We start from the raw sequence: 14,914 nt of genomic DNA, 5'->3' as shown, positions 1-14,914 counted from the left end.
CGTATTATTATTTAAAGCAATAAACCTATTGCATATACATTAATTAATCAAATATAGAACGGTCTTTTTAGCTCCTTTAATAACAATCCATACCAATAGGAGATCCATCAGGGATTTTTTCAGCAGGTAGTAATTTAAACTGTTCTTGATGTTCTTGAAATTGTTTAATCCTATGAACTAATTCAAAAGAAAAAGCATCATTCTTCTGCTGGTACGTTTGCCTTAAGTTATTTAAGCTTAATCGCGCTATAGCATTCACCTGGTTGTGTACTTTTCCTGAATGAGCTAAATTCATCAAATAATACAGCACCCTATAATTAATTGCTCTTTGTACCTCAGATAAGTAAGCGTCCTTACTGCTATTTTCAAAGGTTGCCGCAATTACTTGATGTATCACCTCCTCCAAACCTAAGTTTTTGTCATCAATACTTTTTTGCGCCACTAATATCGATGCTCTTTCAGGATGCAATAAAAAGCCTAAGGTAACGTCTGCTGCTGTTTCTGCCGCCGAAATAGGATCAAAGGCAATTCCTGTTTTACTTTCAAAAGACTCTCTAGATCTAGAATTACCAAACGCCCTAGGTGGGAATAAGGCTAACTTTTCTTGAGGAATAGCAATTACCGCAGCATCTAGTGTTTTAAGAACACTTTTCAAGGCTTCCCTTTGCAATTTAGCATCCAGTGTTTCTACTACCATTTGCCCATCACCTTTAACCGCATAATTAAAATCTATTCCTCCAACTACTTTGGAAGCTGCTTCTACCTGATACCTATGAAAAAGGTACAAGGGCACAAAAACATCTTCTAGAGTACTATAGGTTTCCCCCGTCTTTATATTATCTACCGAAAAATTGTCAATACCTAAGGCTCTAACTTTTAAAACATGTTCTAACTCTTCGGAAGGACTGCTTCCATTGTCCCACAAATGACTCAAGGCGTTGGTAACTCCTTTAGGTCTGGCATCTTGATCCGTACTATATCTCAATCCTTTTTTTTGTGCCGCTTCTAGAATGGCATTTAATTCTTGGGATTCATTTTCTCCTTCGGTAAAATCTGAATAAGAATACGCTACGGTTACCTTATCCCAAGCTCCAATTCCGCTTGCATACGCTTCTGAAAAATCTATCTTACCTTTCTTAATATTAAACTTAGGGTGTGGATAATCCATCACTGAAGCATTCATATTGGTACTTGCTGCAAAATTATGCGCAAATCCTAGGGTGTGCCCAATTTCATGTGCTGATAGTTGGCGTATTCGAGCTAGCGCTAACGCTAACATTGGTTGATAGTTATCATCTCGCGTTTCAAAAGGTTTATCCATCAATGCTTGCGCAATCAAAAAATCTTGACGGATACGTAAACTCCCCAAACTTACATGCCCTTTTATAATCTCTCCCGTTCTAGGATCCGTAATACTACTCCCATAACTCCACCCTCTTGTAGACCGGTGCACCCATTGTATCACATTATATCTAGCATCTAAAGGATCTGCATCCGCTGGTAACATTTTTAATTGAAAAGCATTTTTATACCCAATAGCTTCAAAAGCTTGATTCCACCATTTTCCTCCTTCTAATAAAGCACTTCTTACGGGCTCAGGGGTACCATTATCTAAATAATAAACTATAGGTGCAACCGCCTCACTAATTTCTGCCTGAGGATTTTTCTTTTCCAAACGATGCCTTCTAATAAATTGTTTTAAAATGGGCTCTTGAACCGGAGTGGCATAGTCATAATAAGAAAAAGGGTAAGAACCACTTCTAGGATCATAAACTCTCTTTATAAAGTTATCATCCGGCAATGCTATAAAAGAGTGATGTTGCGCTACAGTAACTAAATTTGCATTAGGAACAACGCTTCTTAATTCTGACCCTTTAGCATCACCTTTGAAAGTTAATAACACATCTAACTCAACATTATTAGGAAAAGCTTTGGTCCGCTCTAAATTAAAAGCACTCTTACTTTTATCCAGACTATATGACCCTTGTTGTGCTCTCTTTAATCTACTAGACACACCATGGGTATCTTGCATTAGAAAATCCGTAATATCAATTACATAAACCCCATTTTTCTCTTCTTCAATTTTAAAGCCAAATAAGACAGAGGTGGCAAAAGCCTGTGTTACAGATTTTTTCTCTAAAACATTATCCGTTAAAGCTCTGTATTTTAAGTTAGGCTGAATTAATAATAATTTGTTCCCTGCTTTTTTAAAATAAACCACCTGCTCATTTCCAAGTTGTCCGCGATCTAAACCTATATCATTACTCCCTATTCCATTACTTAAAGCATAGATATATAAAAACTCTTTATTCAGTTGGTTTACCTCTAAGTACACTTTATCATTTTGACTGTCATAAGAGAAATTAAACAGCCCTTTAAATTTCTGAAAATTCTTTTGTTTCTCAGCGAGCTGGGCGGTAATAGTTAGTGTGGTTAATAATAGGACTAAGAGAAGTAATTTCTTCGATATCATTTCAGGTGGTTTTAGCTTTTAAAGCTATAAAAAAACAATGGAATGGGTAGCCTAATAGCCCTAAAATAAGAAATTAAGCAATTTGTTAATTTTTAGTATTTATTTTTATTTGAATACTAAAATACAGCGTGTTTATTATCAATTTACCACTATCGAATTTAATGAAAACCAGTACCTTAACTAAAACTCTAACCATATGACAAATATTGAAAATAAAATATTTTCTTCGTACCAACGAGATAGTCAATTGTATGATGAAATTTTTGACGAAGAAGGAGCCATTAAGCAGGTATATCAAAAATTATTTAATCTTTATGGAGAACATTCTATTGAAGATTATGTCAAGCTAAATTCAAAAGCAAAATCATCCTTTTTCAATCAAGGTATAACTTTTCAAGTATATGGAGATAAAGAAACTAAAGAGAAAATTTTTCCTTTTGATCTTTTCCCAAGAATTATTGACCCAGAAGAATGGGAAATAATCGAAAAAGGATCCATACAACGCAGTAAAGCTTTAAATCTGTTTCTATGGGATATTTACCACGATAAAAATATCATCCGAGATGGTATTGTTCCAATGGATTTAATTAGCTCCTCCGCTAATTATTTAGATCAAATGAATGGTGTAGATCCTCCGGGTGGTATTTACAACCATATTTCTGGTATTGACGTAATTAAACATAAGGACGGGAAATACTATGTTTTAGAAGATAATATCCGTTGCCCATCGGGTGTTAGTTATGTTATTTGCAATAGAACGGCATTAAAGCGTGCCCTTTTTGGTGTTTTCAACCATTATCAAACCTATTCCGTAACCAATTACGCAGAAAATTTATTAGATCTACTTGAAAGTGTAAAACCGCAAGGAGTTGATATCCCCAACTGTGTAGTCATTACTCCAGGAATGTACAACTCTGCTTTTTACGAGCATTCTTATTTAGCAAAAACAATGGGGGTTGAACTAGTAGAAGGACGGGATCTGTTTGTAGAGAACGATTTTGTCTATATGAAAACTATTAAAGGTCCTGTTAAAGTAGATATAATCTACAGGAGAATAGACGATCAATTCTTAGACCCATTAGAATTTAAGTCAGATTCTGCCATAGGCGTTCCTGGCTTATTTGCTGCTTATAAAAAGGGTAATGTAACTTTGGCGAATGCACCAGGAACAGGAGTTGCCGATGACAAGGCTGTTTATACCTATATGCCTCAAATTATAAAATACTATTTAGACGAAGAACCTATTTTAAATAATGTACATACCTATCATTGTTCTAGACCAGAAGAATTAAAGTATGTTTTAGAACATATACATGAACTAGTTATTAAACCTGTAGATGAAGCTGGAGGATACGGAATATCTATTGGTAATCGATTATCTACATCAGAAATTGAACTAGTCAAAGAGCAAATAATAGAGAGCCCTAGAAAATATGTAGCACAACCTATCATGTCGCTATCGGTTCACCCCACATATATTGATGAAACGGAAGAATTTGAACAACGCCATGTTGATTTAAGAACATTTACGGTTCTAGGTAAGGATAAAGAATTTGTACTCAAGGGTGGTCTAACGAGAGTTGCTCTTCAAAAAGGAAATCTAATTGTAAACTCATCCCAAGGGGGTGGATCCAAGGATACTTGGGTTCTAAAAAATATATAACATATGCTTGCAAGAGTCGCTAACAACCTATTCTGGATGGGTCGATATATAGAACGTTCAGAACATATTGCCCGCTACCTAAATGTAAATTATTTTTCTTCTCTTGATGCGCCAAACCAACTTTCGCAATCAAGACAGTTTGTTTTACGTTCCATGTTATTCATGGTAGGTGATCCAGAGCTAGATGATGATAAACATCTATTAGAAGAGCATGTATTATATAAAATAGGCGTTGATCACGATACACCTTACTCTATAATTAATAATGTAAAACTAGCTCGAGAAAATGCTAATAGCGCTAGAGACCTAATATCTACAGAGTTGTATGAAGCTATAAATAAGTTTTACCATTTTATTCTAAATTATGACCCAGCGATATTCGTAAAAAATGGCTTACATGATTTTACACTGCATATCACCGAAATGACCGATATTTTAAGAGGTAAAATACGAGGTACTTTATTACATGATCCGGTGTATGCAATTATTATGTTAGGAATAAATATGGAGCGGGCTACCCAAGTAATCAGAATAATAAATGCAAAATACAATGATGCTCTAAACTCTCAAGGCGGCTACGGAGACAAGTTTAGTAAAAGTTTTGAGTGGACAACCCTGTTGAAATGTGCGGAATCTTACGATATGATGAGAAGGCATTACAAAAAAACCCCTACGAGTGTTTCAACTTTAGAATTTTTAATTCTAAATCCAAACTGCCCACGTTCTATAATGAATAGTTTAAATCAGGTTTATAGGCATATTAAAGTTTTAGATACCACTACAAACTATAATAAAAACGCGACCGCTTTCTTAATTGGCAAGGTTCGTTCAGAGATACAATATAAGCACATCGAAGAAATTGAGTGTAATATTCAAGCATTTATTGAAAATATTTTGAATAATTTATCTGAAATAAGCTTAAAAATGGAAAAAGAATTTTTTAATTATTAAACTAATTATAAGGCTTTAACTCAGCCTCAATTTCTTAAAATTTATGCCACTAGAATACAGTATTAGATATAACACTACTAACACCTATGAAAATAAAGTACACAGTGCGTATTGGCAATTTTTAATTATTCCAGAGACTAATGAATCTCAAGATTTAATCACTACAGACTTCAACAATTCTTTGGCTGCAATGAATGAGTTTTCAATAAATGGTTATGGTTTTAGTACGATAAGAGTAAACCCAAAAAAAAAATTTCAAGAAATTACTTTCAACGCGGAGTTTAAGGTTTTAAAAAAAGATGCTAACCCCTTTGAATTTGAGCCTTCAAAAAATATAAAAGAGGACTATCTAAGGCTCAATTCATTAAATTTTAAAGTAGATTTTGATCAATTTTTAAAAAACACCCCTTTTACTACTTTACCTGATAGCAGTATGGGGTTATATCAATTAGATGATACGCTATCACTATTTGATAATTTACAAGCTTTAAACACTTGGACGTATCAGTCTATTTATTTTAAAGTAGGTGTAACCGATGTGAATACAACACTTGACAATATCATTACCAAAAGATACGGGGTTTGCCAAGATTTCACGCATTTATTTTGCGCCATTGCCCGTAATAATAAGATACCTACAAGGTATGTATCGGGTTACTTGCATCAAGGAAATGGATATTTTGGTGATTCTCAAATGCATGCGTGGGCTGAAGCCTATATTCCTACCATAGGCTGGGTAGGTTTTGACCCCACCAATAACGTACTAGTAGCTTCTAATCACATTAAAGTTTGTCATGGAAAAGACTACCAAGATTGCGCCCCTTTAAAAGGAATTGTATATAGCCAAGGGCAAAATGAAACCCAATATTCCGTTCAAGTAATTAGCCAACAACAGTAAGACATCTTTTTTATCTTTAGTAGAGTATACCTATAAAAAGAAGCTTATTTTTGCTTTAAATAAAATAGAAAATGATAATTACTACAGACCAATACAAAGGTCTTTTAGATCGCCTTGGTGCGTTAAGGAGGTATCTTTGACGTTGACACCAAACTTATAGAGATAGAGAATGAACAAGAAAAAACATTAGCACCGGACTTTTGGGATAATCCTCAAAAAGCTCAGGAGCATATGAAGTTCATTCAATCTAAGAAAAAATGGGTCGATGATTACAACACCGCAGAAGCCTTAGTGACCGATCTTGAAGTGCTGATAGAATTTCAAAAAGAAGGTGCTATTACAGAAGAAGAGGTAGAAAAACATTACACAAAGACCTTAGATACGATAGAGAATTTAGAGTTTAAGAACATGCTTTCTGAGGAAGGTGATGAGCTTCCTGCTATTCTTCAAATTACCGCCGGTGCCGGAGGCACAGAGAGTTGTGATTGGGCTGCCATGTTAATGCGGATGTATATGATGTGGAGTGAAAAAAATGGCTTTAAAATAAAAGAACTCAATTACCAAGAAGGTGATGTTGCTGGGATTAAAACAGTAACCCTAGAGATTGATGGAGAATTTGCTTTTGGGTGGTTAAAAGGTGAAAATGGCGTGCATAGATTGGTACGGATCTCTCCTTTTGATAGTAATGCGAAACGCCATACTTCTTTTGCCTCTGTCTATGTGTATCCTTTAGTAGATGATAGTATTGAGATTGATATTAATCCTGCCGATATAGAAATTACAACGGCAAGGTCTTCTGGTGCTGGAGGGCAAAATGTTAATAAGGTAGAGACAAAGGTTCAATTAACGCATAAACCAAGTGGCATTCAAATTTCGTGTTCAGACTCTCGTTCGCAACATGATAATAGAGCTACAGCATTAAAAATGCTTAAATCACAGCTTTATGAAATAGAATTACGCAAAAAGATGGAAGCGCGCCAAGAAATTGAATCTACTAAAATGAAGATTGAATGGGGTTCTCAAATTAGAAACTACGTCATGCATCCTTACAAGTTGGTTAAAGATGTACGTACAGGTGCTGAAACCGGAAACGTTGATGCGGTTATGGATGGTAACATTGATACGTTTTTAAAAGCTTTTCTAATGATGATGGGCCAGAAAGACGAAGAATAACCTTTTAATTAAAAAATATAATGATCAAAATATATCATAATCCAAGATGTTCAAAATCTAGAGAGGGCTTAGCTGTTCTGGAAAATGCTAATAAAGATTTTGAAGTGGTTAAGTACCTAGAAAAACCGATAACCGAAAAAGAGCTTACAGAAATTGTAAAGCTGCTAGGTATTCCTGCCATTGATTTAGTTCGGAAAAACGAGAAAATTTGGAAGGAAGAATTTAAAGGAAAAGTACTATCCGAAGAAGCTGTTATAAAGGCAATGGTCGCAAACCCAAAGCTAATAGAACGACCAATTATTGTAAATGGTAGTAAAGCCGTAATTGGACGCCCTTCTTCTTCTATTCTATCTATTATATAAATTGCTATTCTTTGGCATAAAACTTGGTTAAATCATTTTAACAAACTTTTAACCAAGTTCATTTAAACCTTATTTTAGTTTTATAATCTTATAATATTATTAACCATGAAAATATTTTTAAACTCTTTAATTGCAATTTTAGCTTTAATAGTGTCCTCTGTAGAGGTGAATGCACAATACGGTAATGGTTACGGAAACGGTAGCGGAAATGGTTATGGTAGACAACGAAATTCTATACCACAAGCACAAACGCCACAAGAAGAACCAAAAGCTTTAACTGCAGAAGAAATTGTAGATAATGAAATGCCTAACATCACGGAATCTGTAGGATTAAATCCTTTTGAAGAGGCTATTGTTAGAAGTATTTTAACCAAAAGTGTACAGAAACGAATTGAATTGCAAATTTTAAAATTGGCTCCTGAAAAATCAAGAGAGGCCATGGAGAAAATTGTGAAAGAGCAAGAAGAAGAATTAAGAGCAGGCTTACCGGAAGATAAGTATGAAGCTTTTGAAAAATTACAAAAAGACAGATTCAAAACAAAAAAGAAAAAAAAGAAAAAAAAGAAAAACAAAGATTAACTAAAAAACAGCATGAAACTACTACTACCAATTACCCTTCTACTATCATTATTTAGCTTAACTGCTCAAAGACCACAAGAGCAAAACCCCATTAAAATAACAGGAACTGTAGTAGAACAAGATACAGGACAACCTTTAGAATACGCAACACTTGTTCTGCAAAGTGTTGAAGATCCTAGTAAAATTTCTGGTGGCATTACCAATGAATCTGGAAAATACGAGGTAGAAGCACTACCTGGAAAATATAACGTAAGTATTGAATATATAGGATACAAGACCTATAGACTTCCCAATCAAACGCTTTCAAAATCTATAAATTTAGGAACTATTAAACTAAATCCTGATGTTTCTCAATTAGAAGGTGTTGAAGTCGTTGCCGAAAAAACAACTGTTGAGGTTCGGCTAGATAAAAAAGTGTACAATATTGGTAAAGATCTTACGACAAGCGGTGCTAATGTAAGTGATGCTCTTAATAACGTACCCTCTGTAACTGTAGATGTAGATGGCGCCATTAGCTTAAGAGGGAATGAAAATGTTAGAATCTTGATCAATGGAAAGCCTTCTGCTATGGCTGGTTTTGGCTCTACAGATGCCTTACGCCAACTTCCTGCAGATGCTATTGAAAAAGTAGAAGTAATTACGAGCCCGTCTGCTAGATATGATGCTGAAGGTACCGCAGGTATTTTAAACATCATTTTACGAAAAGAAAAAACTTTAGGATTTAATGGCTCTATAAACACTACTATAGGCCACCCTACTTCTAGTCAAATTAGTAGTAATTTAAACTTACGTACTGACAAGTTTAATATTTTTAACACTTTAGGCTATTCGTACCGTACTTCTCCGGGTAATGCCTATTTTGATAACACCTACACGACGGGCGATTATGATCGTATTTTTGAAGATAGAGATATCACTAGAAAAGATAAATCTTTCAATGCCAACATAGGACTTGAATATTTCTTGACCGAAAAATCATCTATAACGGCTAGCGTTTTTGGGCGTTTTTCTGATGAATCTGATATTACGGAAAACGAAAGTCAGCGTTATGAAGGCACTACCGTGACGAATGAAACCTTCCGTACCGAAGATGAAGGGCAAGATGATAAAAGTTATCAAGTGTCCTTAAACTACACTAATAATTTTAATGACAAAGGGCATAAGTTAACTTCAGATTTTCAATATTCTTATGATGTTGAGGATATCTTGACCACCATAGTAGAAAACAATACTATCCCTGATACAGCACTCTTAGCTAGGGAAAACATATACGAAGATGAAACTCAGAATGAATACTTATTTCAGGTAGATTATGTACTTCCAATGGGCGATGCTCAATTTGAAGCTGGATATCGTGGAAATTTTGAACAAAGCATTACAGATTATCAACTAGACACGTTAAATCAGGAGACCAATCAATTTGCTACCAATTTAGATTTGACAAATAAGTTTACGTATGACGAAAATATAAATGCCTTTTACTCTCAATATGGTAATAAATATGGCCAGTTCTCTTTTCTTTTAGGTTTACGATTAGAAAATACCCAATTAAAAGGTAAGGTAGATTCTGAATACGATGAAGAAGCGTTACAAGAAGTTCTAGGATCTGAGATAGATTTAAATTTTGACAAAAACTACTTAGGCCTCTTCCCTACTGTAAACTTAATCTTCGAATTAAGTGATATGGAAAGCATCTCTTTAGGGTACAATAGAAGAATTAACAGGCCTAGAGGTCGTTATATCAATCCTTTCCCATCAAGATCTAGTAGAACAAATGTATTTCAAGGAAATCCAGACTTAGATCCTGCTTATGCGAATGCATTTGATTTAGGATACCTAAAGCGATGGAAAAAATTAACCTTAACTTCTTCTATATATTATCAAAAGGAAACGAATTCCTTTGAAAGAATCCAAGAGGAGACCGGTGAGCTTACTTCTGATGGTATTAGTATCATAAGATCATTGCCTATTAATTTATCTTCTAACCAACGTATTGGTGCTGAGTTAGGGATCTTGTATAATCCTGCAAAGTGGCTGCGTTTAAACGGAAGCTTCAATTTCTTTCAATTTGAAACAGAAGGAATTTTTAATGAGGTAGATTATGGTGCTAAAAACACAAGTTGGTTTTCTAGATTCAGTTCTAAAGTATCTTTACCTGCTAGTATTGATTGGCAAACTAATGTATTTTACAGAGGCCCATCAGAGAATTCACAAACAGAAAGCAAGAGCATGACTTTTGTAAGTCTTGCCTTTAGTAAAGATGTATTTGGAGATAATGGAACACTATCATTTAACGTAAGTGACTTATTCAATTCTGCTAAAAGAAGATCTTTCACAGAAACAGAATTTTTTACTTCAGAGAGTGAGTTTCAATGGAGAAGAAGACAAATTACACTTGGTTTGGTTTATAGATTTAATCAACCTAAAGGAAAAACGAAACAGCGAGGACAACAAAGAAATGACGATGATGGTGGGGATGAATTTTAAAAACCACCTCACCTATAGAAACAAAAAAAGAAGCCAAATGGCTTCTTTTTTTTATGATAAAAACTAAGAATTTAGAAATGAATTGAAGTTTCTTATTCCTCGTTATTTAATTTTGCTTTTCTAGCATCACGCTTTTCTTTGAAAAATTCTATAAGATTTCCTCCTAACCAGTAAGGTATTACAAAAGTTAATAAGAAAATCATTAGCCAAAAACCGATTGTTAAGATGGTTAAAAACGCTAAAAAACCTAAATATTGGTCAAATTCAAACATGCTATTAATTTTTATTATTGCAAAGATACTTTGAAAATGATGAATAGTACAAATGAATTTAAAAAAAATCTATAAAAAATTTCTAGAGACTCCAAAAAAAAATCACAATACAATATCTTTGTACTATACATTAATAAATTTCTTATGAGTTATAGAATAGAAAAAGATACGATGGGCAACGTAGAAGTCCCTTCCGACAAATACTGGGGCGCACAAACACAACGCTCAAGAAACAACTTTAAGATAGGTCCTGTAGGCTCTATGCCATTAGATATTGTCTATGGTTTTGCTTATTTAAAAAAAGCTGCTGCCTACGCCAACCATAAATTAGGTGTTCTTACTGAAGAAAAAAGAGATCTAATCGCAAAAGTCTGTGATGAAATTCTATCTAAAAAACATGACGATCAATTTCCTTTAGTTATTTGGCAAACAGGTTCTGGTACCCAAAGTAATATGAACGTTAATGAAGTTATTGCCAATAGAGCGCAAGAACTTGCTGGTAAGGTTATTGGTGAAGGCGACAAGGTAATACAACCCAATGACGATGTTAACAAATCTCAATCTTCTAATGATACGTTTCCTACCGGGATGCATATTGCCGCTTATAAGAAAATAGTTGAGGTCACTATTCCTGGAATTACACAATTAAGAGATACGTTACATAAAAAAACTATCGAATTTAAAAACGTTGTAAAAATTGGACGTACCCATTTAATGGATGCCACTCCCCTAACCTTAGGACAAGAATTTTCTGGATATGTATCTCAATTAGATCACGGATTAAAAGCATTAAAAAATACATTACCACATTTAGCAGAACTTGCTCTTGGAGGAACTGCTGTAGGAACTGGTTTAAATACGCCGGAAGGATATGATGTGATGGTGGCAGATTTTATTGCAGAGTTTACAGGATTACCTTTTGTAACTGCTGAAAATAAATTTGAGGCTCTAGCTGCGCATGATGCTATTGTTGAAAGCCATGGTGCCTTAAAACAATTAGCTGTTTCTTTAAATAAAATTGCTAATGATATTAGAATGATGGCATCAGGACCACGCTCAGGTATTGGAGAAATCATTATCCCTGCTAATGAACCAGGAAGTTCTATTATGCCAGGAAAAGTAAACCCTACGCAATGTGAAGCACTAACTATGGTTTGTGCACAAGTTATGGGTAACGATGTTGCTATTAGTGTTGGTGGCACTCAAGGACATTATGAACTTAATGTTTTTAAACCTATGATGGCTGCAAACATTTTACAATCTGCCGAATTAATTGGAGATGCTTGTGTAAGTTTTGAAGAAAATTGTGCGGTAGGTATTGAGCCAAATCATGAAGTTATTAAGCAATTACTTAATAATTCATTAATGCTCGTTACGGCTTTGAATACTAAAATAGGATATTACAAAGCTGCTGAAATCGCGAACACAGCTCATAAAAACGGAACTACTTTAAAAGAAGAAGCCGTTAATTTAGGTTATGTATCTGCTGAAGACTATGATGATTGGGTAAAACCAGAAGAAATGGTTGGAACATTAAAATAGTAACTAAGAAATATAGTATAAAAAGAAAGGGGTACTCTTATGAAAGATTACCCCTTTTTTGTTAATGGTTAGTCTAAGACTATTTTAAAGTGAACTTGCTAGTTCCTAATAATTTAAGCTTGTTGTCATAAACATTAACCATATAGTTTCCTTTTTGGAAATCACCTGATGGCTTATTGATATAATCACAAACATCTAAAGCTTTGTTCTCATAGTAGAAAGAAGTTGCTTTACTATACGTTACAGAAGCTCCAGCATCACTAGTTTTAGTAAAACTCTCTCCTAATACATTTCCTTGAGGATCTAATACCTCAATATAAAAAGCTTTATCACCTGCTTGAGCAATGGTATTGTTTGTTAATGTAAAACAAACTTTAAATTTATCTGTTGCACCAGCTCTAGAAGTAGATACTAATTTACCACTATTACGCTCTTTTACTGCATCTACAGCTAATTTAGAAATGTTTAATGCTGAACCTCTTTCAACAACATTTGCTAATTGTGTATTTTGAACTACTAAAGAATCGTTGAAAACTGTTTGCTTTTCTAATTCTGTGAAAGTACTATCTCTTTCCATTACTAATCTTCCGTTAGAACGTGTAAGAGAATCTACTTTTCTGATTAATTGTTGTCTTTCTTTAGTTAAAATACTCACTTGTCTTCTGTATTTTCCTAAAGCAGAAATATCAAGTTTCATCGTTTTTACAGAATCTATGTATTTTGCAATATTATCTCTTGCACTAACTAATTCTTCATTAGTTGCATTGCTTTCTAAAATTGCTTTGTCATATTCAGAACGTAAGCTTGTTAAATCTTCAACAACTAATTCTTTTTCTTTGCTAAGCTTGTCTGTGTTGTCTTGCTTTTCTTTATAAAGACTCACGGTATAAATTACCAATCCAACCAACAATACTAGTAATAGACCAGCTATTACTTTTAATCCATTGTTACTTTTTGTTTCTGCCATAATTTAAAAAATTAAAGTTCTTTTTAGTTTTCCTCTTACGAGGGCGTTTGTTTGTATCAGAAATATATACGTTTTAAACTTATTTTTAGATTTTTTAGGCAAAAAATAGTTCACAAATGCCTTAATTTTAAGGTGTTTTAAAACAATAAAATATGGCAATCACTATAATACCCTATGAACCAATACATTCCAAAGCCTTTCACGATTTGAATGTAGAATGGTTAAAAAAATATTTTTATGTAGAAGAAAAGGATAAAGAACTTCTTAATGATTGTGAAAACACTATTCTGAAAAAAGATGGTCATATTTTCTTTGCAAAGTATGAAGGAAAAATCGTTGGCTGTTTTTCGTTTCTTAAAATTAATACTAGCACTTTTGAGTTAGGAAAGATGGCGGTTAGCGAAAAATACCAAGGACTTGGAATTGGACAAGAGCTTTTAAAATTTGCTATAGCTTTTGGAAAGGAAAGCAATTGGGATAAAATTATATTGTATTCAAGTACAAAATTACCACACGCCCTCTACCTTTATGAAAAATATAATTTCGAAATAGTTCCTATAGAAAAGGACTTACCGTATGAACGAAGTGATATTAAAATGGAATTACAATTAAAATAAAAACACTTATGAAAAAGTTAGTTACCCTAAGCCTTTTAGGACTTTTAGCAATAGCTTGTAAAGAGAATAAAAAGAAAGATCCTGTTTCAGAAACGCCACCTGAAGTAACAGAAACAATAGCAACCACTAAGGAGGTGGTAAACGTAACACCCATAGAACATGCTTCTGCTGTTTTGCAATGGGGAGAAACCACCATATACATTGATCCCGTTGGAGGAGCAGCCGCCTATAGTGATCAAAAGAATCCAACTATTTTACTGATTACAGATATACACGGAGATCATTTAAGTGTTGAAACTCTAGATTCTTTAGACCTCTCTACTACTAAAATAATAGTTCCACAGGCTGTAGCGGACAAACTACCAGAAAAATATGCTGCTCAGCTACATATTTTAGCAAATGGAGCTACACAAGAATTTGACGGTATTACGATAGAAGCTATACCAATGTACAACCTTAGAGAAGAAGCTTTACAATTCCATACCAAAGGGAGAGGAAACGGTTATGTATTAAGTAAAGGTGATGAGCGCATTTATTTCTCAGGAGATACCGAAGACATACCAGAAATGCGTGCGTTAAAAAATATTGATAAAGCTTTCATTTGTATGAACCTACCCTATACGATGACAGAAGAAAGTGCTGCCAGTGCTGTTTTAGCGTTTAAACCAAAACAAGTATACCCATATCATTATAGAGGGAAACCAGAGGTGAGTGATGTTGTTAAATTCAGAAAATTGGTCAATGAAGGTGACCCAACTATTGAAGTAATTCAATTGGATTGGTACCCGAAAATGGATTATTAAAAATCCTGCAGCATCAGAAAATATTCTAGGCACCGTAGTAATTACATTGATTATATGTCTCAGCTTATTAGTAGATAACCTTATGAAAATGTCAAAAGAATTGCATTTTTAATAGACCGCGTTAACA

The 14,914-nt window shown here is 34.0% G+C and carries 13 protein-coding genes; 10 read left to right on the top strand and 3 right to left on the bottom strand.

Annotated elements, in window-relative coordinates:
• Window positions 1–76: 76 nt before the first annotated feature.
• Window positions 77–2,473 (bottom strand): zinc-dependent metalloprotease, encoded by a 2,397-nt coding sequence (locus M666_RS13840; RefSeq protein ID WP_029446338.1) that lies wholly within the window; start codon window positions 2,471–2,473, stop codon window positions 77–79.
• Window positions 2,474–2,669: 196 nt separating this feature from the next.
• Here M666_RS13840 and M666_RS13835 point away from each other — a divergent pair, with 196 nt between their 5' ends.
• The 7 genes from M666_RS13835 to M666_RS13805 all read left to right on the top strand — a co-directional run bounded on the left by M666_RS13835 (window position 2,670) and on the right by M666_RS13805 (window position 10,586).
• A complete protein-coding gene (locus M666_RS13835) occupies window positions 2,670–4,136 on the top strand; it encodes a circularly permuted type 2 ATP-grasp protein (protein WP_029446337.1) in 1,467 nt (488 codons plus the stop codon).
• 3 nt (window positions 4,137–4,139) lie between these two features.
• Window positions 4,140–5,087 (top strand): alpha-E domain-containing protein, encoded by a 948-nt coding sequence (locus M666_RS13830; RefSeq protein ID WP_024480609.1) that lies wholly within the window; start codon window positions 4,140–4,142, stop codon window positions 5,085–5,087.
• Between the two features lie 43 nt (window positions 5,088–5,130).
• Entirely contained in the window at window positions 5,131–5,985 is an 855-nt protein-coding gene (locus tag M666_RS13825; protein ID WP_029446336.1) for a transglutaminase-like domain-containing protein, read from the top strand.
• Window positions 5,986–6,059: 74 nt separating this feature from the next.
• A protein-coding gene (prfB, locus tag M666_RS13820) for a peptide chain release factor 2 (RefSeq protein WP_139150270.1) occupies window positions 6,060–7,158 on the top strand; the annotation gives its coding sequence in 2 pieces (ribosomal slippage) (window positions 6,060–6,122 and window positions 6,124–7,158; 1,098 coding nt in all).
• 20 nt (window positions 7,159–7,178) lie between these two features.
• Window positions 7,179–7,520: an arsenate reductase (glutaredoxin) gene (gene arsC / locus M666_RS13815; RefSeq protein WP_029446335.1), complete on the top strand. Its 342-nt coding sequence runs from the start codon at window positions 7,179–7,181 to the stop codon at window positions 7,518–7,520.
• Window positions 7,521–7,625: 105 nt separating this feature from the next.
• Window positions 7,626–8,099: a hypothetical protein gene (locus M666_RS13810; protein WP_029446334.1), complete on the top strand. Its 474-nt coding sequence runs from the start codon at window positions 7,626–7,628 to the stop codon at window positions 8,097–8,099.
• 12 nt (window positions 8,100–8,111) lie between these two features.
• Window positions 8,112–10,586 (top strand): TonB-dependent receptor, encoded by a 2,475-nt coding sequence (locus tag M666_RS13805; RefSeq protein WP_024480604.1) that lies wholly within the window; start codon window positions 8,112–8,114, stop codon window positions 10,584–10,586.
• Window positions 10,587–10,678: 92 nt separating this feature from the next.
• Here the strand turns inward: M666_RS13805 and M666_RS13800 are convergent, their stop codons facing one another.
• Complete coding sequence (locus M666_RS13800) at window positions 10,679–10,858, bottom strand: hypothetical protein (RefSeq protein WP_024480603.1); 180 nt, start codon at window positions 10,856–10,858, stop codon at window positions 10,679–10,681.
• A 144-nt stretch (window positions 10,859–11,002) separates the two neighbouring features.
• Here M666_RS13800 and fumC point away from each other — a divergent pair, with 144 nt between their 5' ends.
• The gene (fumC, locus tag M666_RS13795) at window positions 11,003–12,400 is read left to right on the top strand and encodes a class II fumarate hydratase (protein WP_029446333.1); all 1,398 of its coding nucleotides are present in this window, start codon (window positions 11,003–11,005) and stop codon (window positions 12,398–12,400) included.
• A gap of 79 nt (window positions 12,401–12,479) precedes the next feature.
• Here the strand turns inward: fumC and M666_RS13790 are convergent, their stop codons facing one another.
• Window positions 12,480–13,367: a DUF8428 domain-containing protein gene (locus tag M666_RS13790; RefSeq protein WP_024480601.1), complete on the bottom strand. Its 888-nt coding sequence runs from the start codon at window positions 13,365–13,367 to the stop codon at window positions 12,480–12,482.
• A 152-nt stretch (window positions 13,368–13,519) separates the two neighbouring features.
• On the opposite strand from M666_RS13790, the gene M666_RS13785 reads away from it, so the two are divergent.
• Together M666_RS13785 and M666_RS13780 are read left to right on the top strand one after the other, a co-directional pair.
• Complete coding sequence (locus M666_RS13785; protein WP_029446332.1) at window positions 13,520–13,984, top strand: GNAT family N-acetyltransferase; 465 nt, start codon at window positions 13,520–13,522, stop codon at window positions 13,982–13,984.
• 8 nt (window positions 13,985–13,992) lie between these two features.
• Window positions 13,993–14,787: an MBL fold metallo-hydrolase gene (locus M666_RS13780; protein ID WP_029446331.1), complete on the top strand. Its 795-nt coding sequence runs from the start codon at window positions 13,993–13,995 to the stop codon at window positions 14,785–14,787.
• Window positions 14,788–14,914 lie beyond the last annotated feature (127 nt).

It is taken from the genome of Cellulophaga baltica 18, from assembly GCF_000468615.2.
GTDB classification, from domain to species: domain Bacteria; phylum Bacteroidota; class Bacteroidia; order Flavobacteriales; family Flavobacteriaceae; genus Cellulophaga; species Cellulophaga baltica.
The sequence above is the reverse complement of the archived record's forward strand: the minus strand, read 5'-3'. Positions and strand labels throughout refer to the sequence as shown.